The organism is Endozoicomonas ascidiicola, assembly GCF_001646945.1.
Classification (GTDB): Bacteria; Pseudomonadota; Gammaproteobacteria; order Pseudomonadales; family Endozoicomonadaceae; genus Endozoicomonas; species Endozoicomonas ascidiicola.
In genome coordinates, this window is record NZ_LUTV01000001.1 from 1 (window position 1) to 19,931 (window position 19,931).

Genomic DNA, 19,931 nt, shown 5'->3' on the forward strand with positions numbered 1-19,931 from the left:
AAAAAATGGTGAAAGTAGCATCAACGGGGTTAATCCGTCTTGATGATTTGAAAAAGGTTAAAAATGCAGCATAAATGCCTTAAAAAGGCCTGAATATGAGTAAAGTGGAAAATTAAGGTCTAAATGCTGATCATTATTTGAGCGCTTTCAGGTTGAGCTGGTTTTAGGAGAGCTAACCGGGCTATTCTCGGTCAGCCTCCTAGTTGATGCGTAAGCCCTGGGGGCGACACTGTGTCTGTATTGTATAAATGGAGTAAAATTAGCCATAACGTTGACGCCAGAGCTGCTTTCCCAATTATCATTTTACTTATCAAACCCTGGTTTGATTCCACAAATAAACTATTCAGAAATTCCTCCTTTTCTATGCGCAGTCTTGCTTCACGTATCTAGCAATATTAATGGAGGATGGTTTGCCTGGGAAAAAATAAAAGAATGTATTGATCTGATCCCATACTTACAGGGAAAAGAATCTGAGCGTTTGAAAAAGAAAGAAATCTATATGAATATCTTTAGAGTGCTTTTTAATTTTTTGATCATGCGCTCTATCGGCAGCAAGCCATTTGTTATTGAAACTGCAAATTGTCCGGAACAACCAAAAGGAATTTGTCCCTGTGCCACACCGGCAAAAGAAATGCCCTTAGAGTATCCCACCAAGTACAGAGGTAAAATACCTGTTGAAATTCCTCGTGAGACAGTAGTCAGCAGTTGTTGGCTGGTCAGTGATACTTTATGTCATTGGTGGCGGGTGTTAACAGATGGCTTTGGAGTCACATCCGGTTGATTGAATATCAACCGGATGGACAGAGGAATAACGCTTATCAGGCAGCCATCGCACCAACCGCAAATTGATTACGCAACTCCTGAATACGACTCATATAGCTGTTGTATTCTGGAGAAGCGTGATGCGCGTAGTGCATGTTTTTAAACATGCCGGTCAGCTTCACAAAGTAATCACGCACTTCTTCTTTATCAGCAAAGTTATACTGCTGACGAATCAGGCTGACGATCAGGTTGAAGTTTTCCTGCTGACGATGAATCGGACAGGTGGCATCTACATCGTCAAAGGCGTCCTGTTGCAGATAAACCATGTCCAGCAGGAAGGATTTCTGGAAGGTTACATAGTCTTCCAGGGTAATACCTTCTTCACCGGTTACTTGCATCATCTGGTTGATGCTGTCGCCGCGAACCAGCAGTTCCTGCATCTCTTTAACGTTAGAAACCCAATCAGGCGACAGGTTTTTGTTATACCAGCCTTCCAGCTGATCCAGATAACGGGACCACGAGATCAGTGGGTCAATCGCCGGGTAGAAACGTTTGTAAGCGCGATCATAAGACAGGCCGAGGAACGCTTTTACCGTACTCAGTGTTGCCTGAGTGACGGGCTCTTCAAAGTTACCGCCGGCAGGCGATACGGAGCCGATCATGGTCAGGGAACCTTGATCACCATCTTCGTTGCAAACGACACCACAACGCTCGTATACACCTTTAATGGCGGAGTCCATATAAGCTGGGAAACCTTCTTCACCCGGGATTTCTTCCAAACGGTTAGAGGTTTCACGCATGGCCTGCGCCCAGCGGGAGGTTGAATCTGCCAGCGCCAGCACGTTGTAACCCATCTGACGATAGTATTCGCCAAGGGTCAGACCGGTGTAGATAGACGCTTCACGAGCCGCTACCGGCATGGACGACGTATTACAGATAATCACCGTCCGATCAATCAATGCACCGCCGGTTTTTGGATCTTGCAGGTGCGGGAATTCTTCGATGGTTTCCACCACCTCACCGGCACGTTCGCCACAGGCGGTCACGATGACGATGTCCGCGTCGCAATAACGGGAGAAGCCGTGCTGCAACACGGTTTTACCAGAACCGAATGGACCAGGAATGCAGCCAGTACCACCACGGGCGATCGGGAAGAAAGTATCCACGATACGTGTGGTGGTGATCAGTGGCTCTGTTGGGTAAAGACGGTGAGTCTTACCTTTAGCGGCCAGTGTCTCAGCAATGGATTTACGAACCGGCCATTTCTGGTACATGGTCAGAGCAATTTCTTCGCCCTTCTGGTTTTTTACCCGGGCAACCACGGTGTCCACCGTGAAGTTACCTTCCTGCATCCAAACCACTTCCACTTCGCCAACAGTTTCAAATGGGATCATGATTTTGTGGGTAAAGCGGCCTTCCGGTACGGTACCAAACGTTTCACCGGCATGGAGCTTATCGCCAATTTTGGCAACAGCAGTAAACGCCCATGTACGTGTATGATCCAGCGATTGAACCTGAACACCGCGCTGCAGAAAACTGCCGTGTAAATTGGCCAGCTGTTCCAGTGGGTTTTGCAGACCGTCATAGATCATGCTCAGGATACCCGGACCCAGATCCAGAGACAGCATTTTTCCAGTCTGGATAATCAGGTCACCCACGGCAACGCCACGGGTTTCTTCGAATACCTGAATGTCTGCCGTGTTGCCTTTCACCCGGAGGATTTCAGCCATCAGCTGTTCTTCCACCGCTTCATTGGAACGGCGGCTTGGCAGTACGTAGACTACCTCGTTCTTTACCAGGGGCTTGCGTGCTTCGCCCTGGCCGATGCTGGTTGCGATGCTGGTTGCGATGCTCTCAATGGTGATGATATCACCCATCACCGCGACCACTCGGGCAGTGGCCTGTTGCATCAGATCATTTGTTTCAGTCATGTGTATAACCGTAGTCGTATTTCGTCGAATTTCGTTTAATTCGGAGAACCAGGTAGCTGGTGAGCAAATGTGCCCAGCGCGTGCTGAGTCAGGTCATTAAATCGAACCACTGCTTCATCGCCGTTATAGGATGTCCACCGTGCCACCAGATTCCAGCGCAGCAGATAGATCACGACCGCTTCAAAATCAAAACGATGACGGGCGCTCAGCTCATTCAGTTTGTTCCAAACCGCTTCCATGACTGTTTTTTCCAGTGTGAGGTAGTCCTTTTTATTCAGGCACTCCACGGCAGTGGGAATCCAGGGAAACGCGTTCTGCAAACCTAGGGTAGGATGGTTCCAGTTGCGACGTATGTAAGCGTAGCGGCTGCCGTAACTCCAGCGAGCAGACGTCGGTGCCTGAATACTCTGGGCTTTACGTCTCAGGGCTGCGGCAATGGTGCGCATATCCAGACGCCAGTTCACCAGCTCTTTCAGGTCGGCGCTGTCCAGCTGCTGCAGAAGACGCTCCGCAAGATTGATCAGAGACTCTTCTTTAACGTCGTCGCCCAAATGGCTCCAGTGAATCAGCTGTTCTACCTTAACCAGGGTTTCCTGATCGGCGGTCGACAACATGGACAGTCGACGATCCAGCTGGATACGAGAGATCGGCGTAATCTTGCTGTTAAACAGCGAGTCGATATGGGGCAGCGATGTCAGCAGGGTATAGTAGGCATTGTCTGCCATCTTACTCTCCTAGTTCAGTATGGAATAAGTCGGCAGTCGTTTAATTCGATTACCGACGGACATCACTGATTATTTAATGATACCTTCCAGGAGCGCACGGAAGCGGGGCTGCAAGTGCTTCAGCAGAACTTCAGCAACCGCTTCATCGGTCAGCTCAACCTGAATGTCTTTGTCTTTCAGGCGGAAGGAAATACCTGTCTGGCTTACGCCACCGGCGGTAAAGGTTACGCCTTGTTCCAGCATATCGCTGGCGCGCTTCATGGCGAACTCCAGCAGGCCGCCCGCTTTCAGTAACTCAGGGTTATCGCGGAGTTCATCCACACCAATGACCTTTCTGGGCAGAATCACTTCGATGTTCTGTTCGCCGTGCAGGTTGTTCTGACCCGCGACTTCGACAATCATCTTTTCCAGCAGCTGATCGCCTTCCATGGAGTGGCTGACCACCGCACGAATCTGGTTAGAGAAGGTTTTCAGCAGATAATCTTTCAGCTCAAGAATGGCGTTACGTTCTGCCAGTTGCAGCGCTTCGGTGCCAGCCTTGGTGATAAACCCGGCTTCTTCACGGGCTTTACCCACGATGCTGCTGGCACGCTTTTCGGCGTCGGCAATCAATTCTGCTGCGCGGGCTTCTGCGTCCGCAACGATTTTGCTGGCTTCCTGACGACCACTGTCAACACCCTGGTTGCGCAGCTTTTCAATCAGTTCCTGAACGCCGACGGAAACGGTTTTTCCTTCGGGGGTTGCAATACTCATATTCGAATCCTGTATCTTTTCATGGGGCTTTAGGCCGACCACAAACCCTGTTCTGGTTCCCATGCTCTGCGTGGGAACCACTTGAACCTCAGGTATGCATTCCCACGCGAAGCATGGGAACGAGGTGTAGTGCGTTCGTGGCAGAACCCGTCATCAGGCAACGATGCCCTGACCCATTACCAAAGCGAATACGAAGGCGAATACTGCGAAACCTTCAACGATAGCCGCCGGTGCGATAGACAAACCAAACACTTCCGGCTTGTTCTTGGACGCATTGATCGCTGCAGCAACCGCTTGACCCTGATAGATAGCAGAGTACATCAGCGCAATACCAGTCAGCAGACCAATACCAAACAGTCCCGGAGCGCTGGCGTCAGTAACGCCGATTGCGCTGAGAGTAAACATAATAACAATGCCGTAAATAACCTGAGAGGAAGGCATCGCAGAAAGACCAACGAACTTACCGTAACCACTCTCAACATCCAGCATCGCACCACAGGCAGCCTGACCTGCAACGGAACAGCCGATCGCTGAACCAACAGCACCCAGAGCAACCGGCGCAAAAACACCTACCCAACCCAGTGCAATAATCAAACCTTCCATTTTCAATCCTCTCGTTTACTAAAAGCTTTGAATGGGTAGCCTTCGTCAGACAGCCCCCAGTTAACAAATTCAATGACGTTAAGACGCATACCGTGAACCACACCGCTCATGATGCAGAGCGCAAAGTTAAGAATGTGGCCCAGCAGCAAAATGACTCCCGCAAACAGCACACCGGTGACGGGGCTGGAATTGAGAACGTCCATAGCCAGAGAGTTAAACGTCATGGCCAGAGATGCACCGGACAGGCCGAGAGCAAACAGGCGCATATAACTGAGCACATCACCAAAGGCGCCAGTAATGTTGTAGACGGCTTTCAGGCCATCCAGCATTCTCAGAATCAGATCTTTAAACGATGTTACTGCGCGGTCGCTGGAGAACAGGAAGACCAGTACAGCACCGCCAATCATCATGCCAGGGCCAATAGTGGTCTCGAACGACGCTGGAAGTGTACCTGTCATGCCCAGCCAGATGGAGGTACCACCGGCCATTAGTGTTGCCCAGCCCAGAGGCGCTAATGCATAACTGGAGCCGCGATTAACGACAGCGGTCATAACGTTGGCGACGACCAGATGGGACACACCAATAATCACCGACAACTTCATCATCGCGTTGTAATCATTCAGGTTGATAAACGCCAGTTGTCCAAGGAAACTGCCCTCGGAAGGTGCTGCCCCAAAGTAACTGCCGATAAATACACCCCAGACCACACCGACGACGGACATGAAGTAACCCAGGTTCATCAGACGTTTGCCCGATTCACTCTGCTTCAGCTTGCCTCGGCAGAGGAAGATGATCAGGGCGAAAATCAGACAGTACATGGCATCACTCATGATCATCGCAAAGAACAGCGAGAACGAGTAAAACACCACATTGCCCGGATCCCAGGCGCGATAGTTTGGCGTCTGGAAGAAGCCAAGTGCGTCGGCACCACCACCGGTTCCGGCAGGTTTATCCAGAAGTGTGGGTGGGCTGTCGTCTTTTGACGGTTCTTCAAAAATCGCCGCGACACCGTGGGCTGAGGTAAAGGCTTCCACCGCTTCCCGCTCTGACACCGGAACCCAACCCTGCACCAGGAAGAATTCTTCTTCATCCATGGTGCTGTTGTTGGCTTGTTGCAGATCTGCACTGTCCATACGGGCAGCCAATACCTGATCCAATAGATAATTCCAGCGAGTCAGCGATTCCCGTTCCGACAGAAGATCTTCAATCGCATCTTCCGCTTCATCCAGCATCTCTTCGAGGCGAGACAATGGAATTTTGCCCACGTGGGAGCGAGGAAAAGGAATCAGGGTTTCGTCAGGCTCTTCGTCGGATACCACGATCACATAACTGTCTTTCTGGGTTTGATGAATCAACTCCCAGGCCAGCTCATGTTCTTTCAGAACATCCTGCATCGCAGCCAGTTCGCCGTTAGACAGAACGTAGAACCAGAGTCGTTGATGATCCAGATCGTTCAGAGCAGGAAACGCAAATTCACCCCAGGGGCGAACTTCACGGATGCGTTCCTGAAGTTTGTCACGGATATCGGACTGTTCACGAAACTTCGATTTGTTGTCGAGAATCTTGTGAACAATGTCGTCAATCTGTGCGACTTCTTTCCGTTCCCGGAAATTACGCACCTGTCGTCTTTGCTTGGGGCTTCGTTCCAGCCAGATTTTGGCCTCACTGGCCTCGCCGGGCTGTACCTGCACTTCGACGGGCTTCTCAGTCAGCGGAATCAGATGCAGACAACCGAGCTTTTGCAGCCCTTTCAGAATGCCATCTTTTTCGTGATTGGGACCGTAAAGCGTGATCTTGTTAAGTCGTTTAATAGCCATAATCAATGCTTTCGCAGTTCAGTAACATCATGGAATACCCACGAATACACTGTGTGAGTCGTTTAACTCGCCTGCGAACGACCTCCTTTGGCTTCCTGGGCCAGAACCTTGCCCTTGGAGAGTTTGGCGTTCATAACGCTGGCTCTGTCCTGGTCAGACATATAGATCTGGATTTTCTGGATGTTCTTCCTGGTCTGAGGAATCAGCACCTTGGAGAACAGATTTACCCGCTGAGATGTGGTTCGGGTCGCCTTGTCCAGCTCTTTATGTCGCAGTTGACGCACCTGAAGTTCAACTCTCAGGCGAATCATTTTCTGCAACAGCTCGACCAGGTAATCCACCCAGTGGGGTTTTGCCAGATCACTGTATGGTGTCAGCGCAATTTCAATATGCTCAACCGCAGGAACCGATGTGCCGACGATGTTTTCCTGTTTCAGGCGCACGTCCGTGACCTTCACCAGGTTTTCTACCTGCACATCTTGTCGTGCCAGCATGGGCAACTGTTGTTTAACCAGTTTTTCTATATCGGCGAGTTCTTCCCGGGTTTCTGCCAGGGCTTCTTCGGCCTTTTTACGTTCCATCATCAGCTGTTGGCGCTTGAGCTCAAGAGCCGGCAAATAACGGTTGAACGTTTTTAGACTGCGCTTCTCTTTGTTTAATGAACTTTTGTTGAGAGCTACCTTGGCCATGATGATTACGCCTCGGCCGCAGCTTCTGTCGCATCGTCATTGGCCAGCTGATCAAAGTTCGGCCAGTATTTTTCCAACAGGCTCTGCTTCATCAGGGTTTCTTCAGGGCCGAAACATTCAGCCATGGTCTCCCAACAGTGATCCAGTGCTTTTTCCAGAGGCATAACCGCATCCAGAGACATGAAGCGTTGCTTGAACAGCTTACCGAACTTGATGGTTTTCAAATCGTAGTTGGACAGTTCAAACGCCATGGCCTGCTTCTGCGCCGCGTTCACGGAATCAGAATAGAAACGGATCATGGTGTTCATGATGGCCGGATGGTCTTCACGGGTTTCTTTACCCTGAACCATCTGCTTCAGACGGGAGAGGGAACCGAATGGATCCAGATGACCTTCATGAAGGTAGAACTGACCTTCGGTGATGTAACCGGTGTTGTCCGGAACCGGGTGAGTGACGTCATTACCCGGCATGGTGGTAACCGCCAGAATGGTAACGGAACCCGCACCTTTAAAGTCGCAGGCTTTTTCGTAGCGACGAGCTAGCTGAGAATACAGGTCGCCCATGTAGCCACGGTTCGCCGGAATCTTGTCCATGGCGACACCGATCTCTTTCATGGCGTCAGCATAGGAGGTCATGTCGGTCAGCAGAACCAGAACTTTTTTGGATTCTTCCACCGCAAAGTGCTCTGCCACCGCCAGCGCCATATCAGGCGTCAACAGACGTTCAACTGTTGGATCAGATGCCAGGTTGGTGAACATAACGGTACGAGCCGATACGCCCGCTTCTTCAAAGGTTGTGCGGAAGAAGTGGTAATCGTCGAAGATCAAACCCATGCCACCAAATACGACGACGTCCGCCTCAGCTTCGATAGCGATACGGGCGAGGAAGCGGTTATAAGGCTCACCGGCAACAGAGAAGATAGGGATTTTCTGGGATTCCACCAACGTGTTGAACACGTCGATCATGGGAACGTTGGTACGCACCATGCGGGACGCCAATACACGACGAACCGGGTTTACAGACGGGCCGTCGATCTCGACTTTCGGGTCTTGTTCCAGCGCTGGGCCGCCATCGATTGGCTCACCGGCACCGTTAAAAATCCGACCCAGAACATTGGGCGAGTAAGTGGTCTTCATGGCCTGACCGAGGAAGCAGACGGAAGCACCAGTGGACAGACCTTTGGTACCAGTGAAGACCTGCAGAGACACTTCTTCATGGTCGATCTTGATGATCTGAGCCATGGAGTAGGTTTGCCCATCCTGCTCGATCAGCGCCAGGTCACCGTAGTTGGCCTGTGCAGTACCTTCAGCCAGATTCGGTACATGGACACGAATCAGGTCACCAACAATGCTGAGAATGTTGGTGTATCGCAATAGACTCTGGGGCATTACTGCTCCTCTATTTTGCCGGGAAAATAAAAGGAAGTGGATCAGGCTCAGGAAGGCTACTTTTCAAAGTGTTTTTATAGCACCTGTAGAAAAAGCATCAGAAAGGCATCGGAGAAATAACATTCATCGAATGTCGTATTTCGGATGTTGATCTGAACCTTACGGCTCTATCCAGACCTCCTGCTAAAAAACTTTCCATTGTAGATAGTAGTCAATTCCGCACAGTTTGCAGGCATGGCGCTATCTTGATATCTGAAGTCCGGCGTCGTATGACGCCTGACGTGTAAAAAGGGTCGATTGTAGGGTCAGCACACCCGGCTGTAACTGACACAGGTCATTTTTTGCGCCGTCTTTGGGGTTATGAGCTCCCAAATAACGTTTCCACCATCACCGCTTTTATGGTGTGCATCCGGTTCTCCGCCTGATCAAATACGATGGACGCGTCAGACTCAAAAACGTCTTCCGTCACTTCCAGTCCATTCATGCCGTATTTGTCGGCCACCTCTTTACCGATGGTGGTTTCATCGTTATGGAAAGCGGGCAGGCAGTGGAGAAAGCGTACATCCGGGTTACCGGTTTTCTTCATTAACGCGGCATTAACCTGATAAGGCGTCATCAGTTTTACCCGCTCATCCCAAGCTGCGGTTGGCTCTCCCATAGAGACCCAGACATCAGTGTACAAAAAGTCGCAATCGGCAACGGCATCTTCTACAGATTCGGTAACCGTGATTTTCGCGCCTGTTTGGCTGGCAATGGCCAGACATTGCTGAACAAGCCCATCATCTGGTAAATAATCCGCCGGTGCGGCGATGCGAAAATCCACACCCATTTTGGCGGAGCCCACCATTAGAGAATTGGCAACATTGTTGCGGCCATCGCCCAGATAACAGAGTTTCATCTCACTGAGCTTACGACCATTGCCGTGTTCCAGCATGGTCAAAAAATCGGCCAGCAACTGGGTTGGGTGCCAATCATCAGTCAGGCCATTCCAAACAGGCACGCCAGAGAACTCCGCCAGATCTTCTACGTGTTGCTGTAAATGTCCGCGGAACTCAATACCGTCGTACATTCTGCCTAATACACGAGCAGTGTCTTTAACGGTCTCTTTGGAACCCATCTGGGAACCACCACCGATGTAGGTGACATTGGCTCCCTGATCAAAACTGGCCACTTCAAAGGCGCAACGGGTTCGAGTGGACGCCTTTTCAAAAATCAGAGCAATATTCCGACCTTGCAGAAATTGCTGTTCAGTACCGGCACGTTTGGCTGCTTTCAGTTCCGCAGCACGTTCCAGCAGCTGCTGGATCTCTTCTGACGTAAAATCCAGAAGTTTGAGAAATGAACGGTTCAGCAAGCTCGGTGTCATAGGTGTTTCCTGATAGAAGACTATTTTTTCTTGTTGGTAGACTCTCTATAGAGAAGGTGCGTTCAATGTACGTACACCTCCCCGGGAAAACCATCTTCCATAGACCGGTTAATGCTGTCCACTCCAATATCGAATTTTATTCGGAATAAGACCAGTTCGTGATACTACAGATTGGTTTACGTATTACTGCGAATCATTCAGTCAATGAATGTGGCGATCTGATCTAGAGATTTTCTCTGTATATCAGGTACTTCCACGTTCTCAACAGGGTGCCCAGCCACCACCAAAAGGTAAGGTTTTTCGTTGTCAGGGCGTTTTAAAAGAGTTTGTAAAAACTTCATTGGGCTGGGCGTGTGGGTCAGCGTTGCCAGCCCGGAAAGATGCAATGAGGTGAGTAACATGCCGCAGGCAATGCCCACAGATTCTGGCATGTAGTAGTTTTTGTGCTTGACGCCTTCTTCATCCACGGTGTTCTTTTCCAGAAAAACGGCAACCAACCAGGGGGCGGTTTCCAGAAAACGTTTATTAGCATCGGTGCTAAAAGGCTCCAGATCTTTTAACCAGCTGTCGGAAGCCCGGCCACCATAGAATGCACGTTCTTCTTCTTCAGCGGCTTCACGGACTTGGCGTTTCACTTCTGGGTCAGAAATGGCTACGAAATGCCAGGGTTGTTTATTGGCGCCGCTGGGAGCGGAACCAGCTGCATTTATAGCGTTTTCGATGATTTCTCGAGGTACTGGCCTATCTGAGAATTCCCTTACCGTTCGGCGTTTGGTAATTCTCTGAAAAAAAGTTCGTGCGTTATCCAGCATTTGCTCTTCACTTTGTTGCTGGAAGTCGAGGGGGACTGTTTTCATGTACATACTCCTACACCTGTCACTATCAACAGGGTTTACCGCTTTTCTTTTTATGTCGATTCAAGAGTCTAGCACGACACCGAATCCGAAAGTTTGTTGTTCTGGTATATGCAGTATCTGCCGTCTACTTTTATGGGGGTCTCTAGCATTTTCTTTTCTGTTTTTCAGTTTTTCGCCAGCCCGCCTGGTGTTGACTGAATCCACCAGGAGTCAGTGATGAAGTTAACCAAACGGGCATGGCCTGTGCTCATTATTTCTGATCAATTTGATGCCAAAAATGATGAGGGGGTTCGGCTCAGAGACCTGACCGATAAGCTTAAAGAACTTCATGGTCTGAAAGTTTACCCATCCTATAACTACGAAGATGGTGCCGAAATTTTTGCATCACGGTCGGATTTGGCAGCCGTTATTATTGATTGGGATATGGTGGTTACCAACACCTCCGAATCCATGAAGCCAGAAGAGTTATTGGAATGTATACGACGCCGTAACAAACAGATTCCCATTCTATTGATGACCGATCGATTGGCCATGGCCAGTATGCCAACCAGTGTGCTGGAAATCATTACCGATACGCTGTGGAAAAACTCCGACACGGTGGAGTTTCATGCAGGCCGAATCGATACTTTTGTCATGGATTATATCACCAGCATTCATCCTGCTTTCTTTGGGGCGCTGGTGAAATACGCCCATGAATACAAATACGCCTGGCATACACCGGGTCATATGGGAGGGGAAGGCTTTCTCCACAGCCCGGCAGGCCATGCTATGTACAATTTTTTTGGTGAGAACGTGTTTCGGGCAGATCTCTCCATCTCTGTGCCGGAGTTGGGCTCTCTTTTAGATCACTCCGGTGTGGTTGGCGATGCAGAACAAAACTCGGCCAGAGTCTTTGGTGCGGATTACACCTATTATGTGCTGAATGGTACATCGAACGTAAACCAGATTATCTGGCGCAGTCAGCTGGTGCGGGACGACATTGCCTTTGTGGATCGAAACTGTCACAAATCCCTGAATTACTCCATGGTGATTACGGATGCCTACCCTGTGTATATGGTGCCCCGCCGTAATAAACGGGGAATTATCGGCCCATGTCGTTTATCAGAGTTCTCCAGCGATTCTATTCAGGAAAAGATTCAGGCGAATCCACTGATACCGGCAAAGTTAAAAAAACAACCGGTGAAAATGTCGGCGCTCACCAACTCTACCTATGATGGTATTTGTTATAACGTCATCAATATAAAACAGCAGCTTCAGCGCAGTGTTGAAAACCTGCATTTTGATGAGGCATGGTATGCATACGCACGGTTTCATCCGATCTATAAAGATCACTTCGGTATGTCGGATGATGACAAAAACAGTGATCACCCCCCTATATTCTGTTCTCACTCTACCCACAAGTTGCTGACCGCCTTTTCTCAGGCTTCCATGTTGCATATCCGTAATGGCAGCAAGGTGACGATTAATCCCGATGAGATGAACGAGTCCTACATGATGCATGGCTCGACCTCACCACAATACAGCATGATTGCCTCACTGGATGTGGCCACCAAAATGATGGAAGACAATGGCTTTTCATTGTTGGATGACATCATTTTGGAAGCCATTGAACTGCGTCAGAAAGTCACTCGAATTTCCCGGGAGATGAAGCTGGAAAAGAGCTGGTTTTTTGAAATGTGGCAGCCCAGAATCGTAAATTACGAAGGCAGTGAAACCGCGTTTGAAAATGTGCCAGCGGAATACCTGGCAGCGAACCAGCATCCGTGGGTATTCAGTAAGAAAAACAACTGGCATGGCTTTCATGAAATGGAAGACGACTATGCCATGCTGGATCCCATTAAACTGACGTTTATTACACCGGGGCTGGATGATGAAGGGAACCTGAGTGACGAGGGCATTCCCGCATCCATTGTGTCGGACTATCTCATTAAACACGGGATAGTGTGTGAAAAATCCGACTATTACTCCTTCCTCCTGTTGAATTCTCTTGGCACCACTCGGGCGAAACAATGTTCTTTGCTGACGGCGCTCCTGAAATTCAAACTGCTCTATGATGAAAATGCACCCCTTGAGCAGGCGCTGCCAAAATTGGTAAATGATTATCCGGAGCGTTATCAGGGCGTTGGTTTAAAAGATCATTGCAATGAGATCCACCGTTATTTCAAGAAGCATGAAATATTGGACAAAATGCAGGATGCTTTTCAGGTTATCCCTGACCCGGCAATGAAACCTGCAGGGGCCTATCATCATGTGGTTAAGAAACAAGTGGAGTATGTCGAACTTGAAGCCATGATGGGGCGGGTGCCGGCGGTCATGATTGTGCCTTACCCTCCGGGCATTCCCATTATGATGGGCGGTGAAGCCATGAACGACAAAGCTCGCCCAATTTATGACTACCTGATAGCTCGACAGCAATTTGAAAACCTGTTTCCCGGTTATGAGAGTGATGTACACGGTGTAGAGCGTGTGGAACGAAACGGGAAATCCTACTTTCAAACCCTTTGTGTAAAAGAGTAACTCGGCTGAGCTCGGGAGGGCCATTGCTATGTCTGGTGAAAATGCTCAGCCAAAAAGCGAAGCGAAAAAGCTGGGGATGATCGGAGCGACGTTTCTCATCATTTCCAGCCTTGCCGGCAGCGGTGTGATCGCACTACCGCAACAATTGGCTTTTACCGGTTCTATAACACTGGTGTCGTTTATTTTGGTCACCATCGGTGCATTATTTCTAACGCTTGTTTATGTGCGGGCAGGGGATAGGTTTGACGATCCCAGTCCGACGGCGCTGGCAACGTCGATCAGCCCGATTATTGGCGCTCAGTGTGGGTTCTTTTATGTCTATGGTAACCTGATCTCCAATGTGTCGATTCTTATTGCAGGGCTTGGTTATCTGGCCATGTTTATCCCTGAATTGAATGACCCGATTGTGCTTGGGGTGACGATTATTGTTTTGATCTGGGTGTTTGTGGCGCTGTCCTTGCGGGGCATCGGCATCATCTCCCAAGTGGTATCCATTACCGTTACTCTGTTGTTAATTGCGGTGGCTTTGACCAGTGTCTTAGGGTGGTTTGAGTTCAACCCCGGGCAGTTTAAACAGAACTGGAATGTGTCGGGAGAAGGGGATGGCTCTGCCATCATGGCCGGTTTTGCCATTCTCATTTTTTCTTATGTGGGCGTAGAGAGTGTGGCCACCAATGCAGCCCAAATCAAAAACCCTCATAAAGTGGTGCCTGTTGCGACTATTATCGGTTTTTTAGTGGTGGCTGTGTTTTACATTCTTTCCACCACCGTGATGGAGGGCATGTTTTCTGCCAAAGATATTCAGGAAGCGCCCGCCTCTTTTGCTTTGTCCATGGAGAAAATCACCCACTCTCCATCCGTTGGTCAGATTGTGTCTCTGGTGATGTCTGTGGCTTGTATCGCGAGTTTTATTGTCTGGGGGCTGAATTCCGTAAGTGCCGCCAAAACCAGTGCGGATAATGGTTTTCTTCCCAAGGCTTATACTCACGTGAACCGCTTTAATATACCGGCAAAGGGGTTGGTGATTAATGGCGTTATCATGACCGCGATGGAAGTGGTGCTGATGTTGATGGGCAGTAATATTGCGGAAGCGTTCAATGTTTCGGTGACAATATCGGTGCTGTTGTTGCTGTTTCCGTATTTTTGGTCTGGCATGGCACTGATCAAACAAGACCGGATGGAGAAGAAGATTTCCAAGTCCAACCTGTTCATTGTCACGGTCTCGTCTGTTTTCATTATTTCCGCTTTTGCGTCAGCCAACGTTGAGGAGTTGCTGATTGTACTGGGTATGGCGCTAGTGGTGCCTGGTATCTATGCCGTGCTGATGAATACCCAGGTAGTACAAGTGGATGAGGAATAGGCTCACATTTTGTGCCAGAATAAGAAGCTGTTGCTGGGGGATCCCCAGCCATTGGGAACCATCCTGCTGAGTGATCATACATGCGCAAACTGAAAAACATTCCTTTTGAAGAGCTCACTATTGGGGCAAAAGATGCTTCTCTGACCAGAACCCTGACAGAAGAAGATCTGCTGTTATTCGCTAAAGTCTCTGGCGACACCAACCCGGTTCATCTGGATGAGTCGTTTGCGGCAACCACTCAGTTTGAAGGGCGTATCGCCCATGGTATGTGGACTGCCTCGTTAATCTCCTGTGCACTGGCAACACGATTGCCAGGACCCGGTGGCATCTACCTCGGACAGGAGCTAAAATTCCTGCGCCCCGTGAAAGTCGGGGATACTGTAACCGTCGAACTGGAAGTGCTGGAAATCAATGAAAGACGACAGCGTGCAACGGTATCCACGAACGTTGTTAATCAGGATGGTAAAACAGTAGTGAAGGGTAAGGCTGAAATTATGCCGTCTTCCGGCGATGTCGAGGTGGATGAATACCCATTGCCCGATGTGGAGCTGAAGCCTGCCCGATAAACTGATCTTAGATCGCAGCCTGACAGGGATTGTCGGGTATAGAACAATAGACGTACGGTGACTGTTCTGGAATCGTCTCCGTTAACATGCAGATAAACGAAAGCAGGCAACTATGACAATAACATCCTTTCACCCTCCCAGAAGAACATTGATGGGCCCGGGGCCTTCCGACGTTCACCCACGAATTACTGAAGCGCTGTCCCGCCCGACCATCGGTCATTTGGACCCTGAGTTCATCCGCATGATGGATGAACTGAAAGCGTTGATTCAGTTTGCTTTTAAAACCAATAACCGTCTGACGTTGCCTATTTCCGCTCCGGGCTCTGCCGGGATGGAAGCTTGCTTTGCCAATTTGGTGGATGAAGGCGATAAAGTGATTGTCTGCATCAACGGTGTATTTGGCGGTCGTATGAAAGAGAGCGTTGAGCGCATGGGCGGTACGGCAGTGGTCGTTGAATCCGACTGGGGCAGAGCGGTTGACCCTACCGCTGTTGAGGAAGCCCTCAAGGCGAATGCCGATGCGAAAATTCTGGCGTTTGTTCATGCGGAAACATCCACCGGTGCTCGCTCTGATGCCAAGGTGCTTTGTGAGCTTGCCAGAAAATACGATTGCCTGAGCATTGTTGATGCAGTGACCTCTCTGGCTGGCTCTGAGCTGGAAGTGGATGAATGGGGAATTGATGCTATTTATTCCGGTTCCCAGAAGTGTCTTTCCTGTGTGCCAGGCCTTTCTCCGGTGAGCTTCAGTGAGGCGGCTATCAAGAAAATTGAAAGCCGCAAGACCAAAGTCAGAAGCTGGTTTTTGGATATGAATCTGGTAATGGGTTATTGGGGCGGTGAAGGTAAGCGTGCTTATCACCACACGGCGCCGGTCAATCAATTATATGCGCTGCATGAAGCGCTGTGTCTGCTGCAAGATGAAGGATTGGATAACAGCTGGCAGCGTCATCAGCTTCATCACAATGCGCTGGTTACTGGTCTGGCTGCAATGGGGCTGGAAATGTTGGTGCCTGAAAGTGAGCGTCTGGCGCAGTTGAATGCGGTGGTGATTCCGGAAGGTGTGGATGATCTTGCTGTACGACAGCAGTTGTTGAAAGAGTACAATCTGGAAATAGGTGCCGGTCTCGGTGCTTTTGCCGGAAAAGTATGGCGTATTGGTTTGATGGGCTATGCAGCCAGCCAGACGAATGTTCTGAACTGCCTTTCCGCGTTGGAGTCCGCGCTGTTGAGTCAGGGGCACTCCTTTACTCCGGGGCTGGCTGTTAAGGCGGCTAATGACGTTTATGCCGGTTAGCGTTTGATAAAGCGGTTAAGTCACCACCAAAAGCCAGCTTATAAAAAGCTGGCTTTTTTGTTTGAGGGTATGGTTCTTTAAAGAGTAGAGTCTGTTATCCAGGGATTTGGAATGAGTACAAAAATAATCTGTGTGTCTGGCGGCTTTGATCCCGTTCATGTGGGGCATCTTCGGATGATGGAGGCAGCATCGCAATATGGAGAACTAGTCGTCATAGTAAACTCCGACGATTGGTTGCTGCGAAAGAAAGGTTATGTGTTTATGCCCTTTGGTGAGCGTTGCGAATTACTAAGAGGGCTTGGCTGCGTTTCCCGGGTTGTTGGCGTTGATGACTCTGATGGTTCTGTCATTAATGCACTTGAGCATCTCAAACCAGGTTATTTTGCTAATGGCGGAGATCGGCAAACCAACAATACGCCGGAAGTTGAGTTATGCCGATCCCTCGGTATAAGCATGCTTTGGAATATTGGTGGCGGTAAAGTTCAAAGCTCTTCAGAACTTGTGAATACGCTCGGCAAGCTACCTTGAGAATTTGAGGAAGCAGAAGGGGATGCAGTCGAGCTGCAGAACTGATTTATTTCATAGTGTGCAGTGGCCAGGTCGGTTGTTGTGTGATCATCTTCTAAAAGTTTGAACCCGCTATTAATAAAGTTAGTCAGTTCTGGTGAATCGGGCAAGGACCTGCAGGCACGTTCACCCAATTCCATATTGCTTGATAAAGTGTTACTGGTTGTTTGGGCTGACGTTGATGGAAGCGTTATTTCAGTCTTTATGTCAATAGACCGTCCTATAGCTTTTCCTTTTGTCAGAAGGTCAGTTAGTTGAATTGGTGGTTGATCACCAGCAGGGTGACGTTGACGTCCTCGTTGAGGGCTTTCTGTGGGAAGGGGAGAGCTCATATGTTGAATTACCCTGTACCTGATTCGTGGTTTTATAGAAATTCATAGTCGTTTTTATCTTATGACGAAATATTTATAGCTTAATATTTTCACATGAAGTGCTAATGTTCATAATATAGTGTCAGCGTGTAAAAAATTATGAACATTTAAGAACGATTTGGTAAGCTTCTTTCATTCGGTTTGCTCTGAACATACGCTAAACCGTGCTGGCATTCAGGCGGTAGCAGTTGCACATCCAATCAGTAACAATAATAAAGAAAACAGGTAGTGCCATGACCCAGAAAATCCCTCTATTTATCAACGGCGAGTTTGTCACCAGTGAAAGCTCGCAGTCTATTCCTGTAATCAACCCGGCTACACAGGAGCAGTTGGCGGAGCTGCCTTTTGCTTCTGAACGCGAGATTACTGTAGCCGTTGAAGGGGCAAAAGCAGCTTTCAAAACCTGGAGAAAGGTGCCGGTATCCGAGCGTGCTCGTTTAATGATGCGCTACTGTGCACTGTTGAAAGAGCATCATGATGAACTGGGTGAACTGATTTCCAAAGATATGGGCAAAACCTTTGCCGATGCCAAGGGCGATGTGTGGCGGGGGATTGAAGTGGTAGAGCAGGCTGCCAATATTCCTTCATCCATGATGGGGGAAACGGTAGAAAATGTGGCGAGTAACATTGATACCTACAGCTACCATCAGCCGTTAGGTGTTTGCGTGGGCATCGCGCCGTTCAACTTCCCGGCAATGATTCCGTTGTGGATGTTTCCGCTTTCTATTGCAGCGGGAAATACCTTTATCTTGAAACCGTCTGAGCAGGTTCCGCTGACAGTAATGCGCATGGTGGAACTGTTCGAAGAAGCGGGTGCCCCCAAAGGCGTGTTGCAAATTGTTCACGGTGGCAAGGAGCAGGTTGATTTTCTATTAAAGCATTCTGATACCAAAGCAGTGTCGTTTGTTGGTTCTGTGCCTGTCGGTGAATACATCTACAAAACTGCCACCGAAAATATGAAGCGTGCCCAGTGCATGGCGGGCGCTAAAAATCACATGGTCATTATGCCGGATGCGGACAAAGGTCGTGTGTTGAATGGTCTGGTTGGTGCTGCGGTTGGTGCTGCTGGTCAGCGTTGCATGGCGATTAGCGTTGCCGTGTTCGTGGGCGACAGTAAAGAGTGGATTCATGAACTGAAAGATCAGTTTTCTCTGGTTCGCCCAGGCGCATGGGATGATCCGGAAGCAGGTTATGGGCCGGTAATTTCGGTTCCTGCAAAAGAACGAATTCTTGGTTTGATCGCCAAAGGTAAAGAAGAAGCAACCTGCTTGCTGGACGGCAGTGATTGTACGGTTGAAGGTTTGCCCGATGGCAACTGGATTGGCCCAACGCTGTTTACCGATGTCACCACGGATATGACCATTTATCAGGAAGAAATTTTTGGCCCGGTGCTTTGCTGTATCACAGTGGATACGTTAGCCGATGCGCTTGAGGTGGTGAATAACAGCCCATACGGTAATGGTACTTCTATTTACACCAGCTCCGGTGCGGCTGCACGTAAGTATCAGTATGAAGTGGAAGTGGGTCAGGTTGGAGTGAACGTTCCGATTCCTGTGCCGTTGCCGTTTTTCTCATTCACCGGTTGGAAAGGGTCGTTTATGGGCGATCTGCATGCCTATGGCAAGCAGGCGGTGCGCTTTTATACTGAGACTAAGACGATTACTTCACGTTGGAATTATGATGAAGAGGCGGTGTTGCTTGATGGTCAGCCAAATCTAACCATAAATCTAAAATAAGACGAGTCAGCGTATCTATAAAGCTATTGAACTAACGCCTTCACCCTGTTTATGCAGGGCTTTTCTTTTGTATTAAATTATTTTGAAACAAATAAAGCTCTTATCAAGATTAAGCAAGATTCTCTAATGGGAACTAATATTTGATCACCTAGTCAAATATTGTTGGGTGCATTATTCACTTGGCAGGGAGGCTTGCTCTGCACGCCACCATAATGATGAGGTTTGGATATGGCTAATGTTGTCAATACAAAAGCAGTTGCCAGTGATCTATACGCTAGTGTAGTGAGCTGCATTTAATACAACATAAATAATCTCGCTGTGCCATTATAGGTAAGTAGTTGATCATTTGAAATCATATAAACTGACTAACCGATCAATCAGTTAATCCATTACGAGCCGGCTCAGGAATTTTGAACTACTGTTTCCTCATAGTTTCCACCTGTACGATCATCATGAAATCGGTTTCCAACATAACTGATCCAGCTATCATCACTACACTGCAACAGGCTTCGCGCCKTGGTCCTACTCCGTATTTGAGAGAACGAGCTCATGCTGTATTGCTAAGCCACCGTGGGTATACTCTTGAGCAAATAGCTGATGTATTCAGCACTCAATATCAGACCATCTCT

The 19,931-nt window shown here is 48.9% G+C and carries 16 protein-coding genes; 7 read left to right on the top strand and 9 right to left on the bottom strand.

The genetic code is table 11. The features are described from left to right. Window positions 1–271: 271 nt before the first annotated feature. Window positions 272–781: a hypothetical protein gene (locus AKL11_RS00005; RefSeq protein WP_157673334.1), complete on the top strand. Its 510-nt coding sequence runs from the start codon at window positions 272–274 to the stop codon at window positions 779–781. A gap of 37 nt (window positions 782–818) precedes the next feature. On the opposite strand, the gene AKL11_RS00010 is transcribed toward AKL11_RS00005, so the two are convergent. The 9 genes from AKL11_RS00010 to AKL11_RS00050 form a co-directional block, all read right to left on the bottom strand. Further along, window positions 819–2,693, bottom strand: coding sequence for a V-type ATP synthase subunit A (locus AKL11_RS00010; protein ID WP_067514335.1), 1,875 nt, complete (start codon window positions 2,691–2,693; stop codon window positions 819–821). 35 nt (window positions 2,694–2,728) lie between these two features. Next, window positions 2,729–3,418, bottom strand: coding sequence for a DUF2764 family protein (locus AKL11_RS00015; RefSeq protein ID WP_067514338.1), 690 nt, complete (start codon window positions 3,416–3,418; stop codon window positions 2,729–2,731). A gap of 69 nt (window positions 3,419–3,487) precedes the next feature. Continuing rightward, window positions 3,488–4,171 carry a hypothetical protein gene (locus AKL11_RS00020; RefSeq protein ID WP_067514340.1) on the bottom strand — a complete coding sequence of 228 codons (684 nt, stop codon included), beginning with the start codon at window positions 4,169–4,171 and terminating at the stop codon, window positions 3,488–3,490. A gap of 153 nt (window positions 4,172–4,324) precedes the next feature. Then, the gene (locus AKL11_RS00025) at window positions 4,325–4,774 is read right to left on the bottom strand and encodes an ATP synthase subunit C (protein WP_067514342.1); all 450 of its coding nucleotides are present in this window, start codon (window positions 4,772–4,774) and stop codon (window positions 4,325–4,327) included. Window positions 4,775–4,776: 2 nt separating this feature from the next. Beyond that, a complete protein-coding gene (locus AKL11_RS00030; protein ID WP_067514344.1) occupies window positions 4,777–6,591 on the bottom strand; it encodes a V-type ATP synthase subunit I in 1,815 nt (604 codons plus the stop codon). Window positions 6,592–6,653: 62 nt separating this feature from the next. Then, the gene (locus AKL11_RS00035; protein ID WP_067514346.1) at window positions 6,654–7,280 is read right to left on the bottom strand and encodes a V-type ATP synthase subunit D; all 627 of its coding nucleotides are present in this window, start codon (window positions 7,278–7,280) and stop codon (window positions 6,654–6,656) included. 5 nt (window positions 7,281–7,285) lie between these two features. Beyond that, entirely contained in the window at window positions 7,286–8,668 is a 1,383-nt protein-coding gene (locus AKL11_RS00040; RefSeq protein WP_067514348.1) for a V-type ATP synthase subunit B, read from the bottom strand. A gap of 358 nt (window positions 8,669–9,026) precedes the next feature. Beyond that, entirely contained in the window at window positions 9,027–10,034 is a 1,008-nt protein-coding gene (gene argF / locus AKL11_RS00045; RefSeq protein ID WP_067514350.1) for an ornithine carbamoyltransferase, read from the bottom strand. A gap of 197 nt (window positions 10,035–10,231) precedes the next feature. After that, window positions 10,232–10,891 (bottom strand): nitroreductase family protein, encoded by a 660-nt coding sequence (locus tag AKL11_RS00050; RefSeq protein WP_095210149.1) that lies wholly within the window; start codon window positions 10,889–10,891, stop codon window positions 10,232–10,234. A gap of 216 nt (window positions 10,892–11,107) precedes the next feature. On the opposite strand from AKL11_RS00050, the gene AKL11_RS00055 reads away from it, so the two are divergent. The 6 genes from AKL11_RS00055 (at window position 11,108) to AKL11_RS00080 (ending at window position 19,302) form a co-directional block, all read left to right on the top strand. Further along, window positions 11,108–13,408, top strand: a complete 2,301-nt coding sequence (locus tag AKL11_RS00055; RefSeq protein WP_067514354.1) for an Orn/Lys/Arg family decarboxylase — start codon at window positions 11,108–11,110, stop codon at window positions 13,406–13,408. Between the two features lie 28 nt (window positions 13,409–13,436). Then, window positions 13,437–14,768 carry an amino acid permease gene (locus tag AKL11_RS00060; protein ID WP_067514356.1) on the top strand — a complete coding sequence of 444 codons (1,332 nt, stop codon included), beginning with the start codon at window positions 13,437–13,439 and terminating at the stop codon, window positions 14,766–14,768. Between the two features lie 80 nt (window positions 14,769–14,848). Next, window positions 14,849–15,334: a MaoC family dehydratase gene (locus AKL11_RS00065; RefSeq protein WP_067514359.1), complete on the top strand. Its 486-nt coding sequence runs from the start codon at window positions 14,849–14,851 to the stop codon at window positions 15,332–15,334. Window positions 15,335–15,446: 112 nt separating this feature from the next. Continuing rightward, entirely contained in the window at window positions 15,447–16,628 is a 1,182-nt protein-coding gene (locus AKL11_RS00070; protein ID WP_095210041.1) for a pyridoxal-phosphate-dependent aminotransferase family protein, read from the top strand. Window positions 16,629–16,739: 111 nt separating this feature from the next. After that, entirely contained in the window at window positions 16,740–17,156 is a 417-nt protein-coding gene (locus tag AKL11_RS00075) for an adenylyltransferase/cytidyltransferase family protein (protein ID WP_067514363.1), read from the top strand. Window positions 17,157–17,799: 643 nt separating this feature from the next. Further along, window positions 17,800–19,302, top strand: a complete 1,503-nt coding sequence (locus AKL11_RS00080) for a CoA-acylating methylmalonate-semialdehyde dehydrogenase (protein WP_067514365.1) — start codon at window positions 17,800–17,802, stop codon at window positions 19,300–19,302. The last annotated feature ends 629 nt before the right edge of the window (window positions 19,303–19,931 follow it).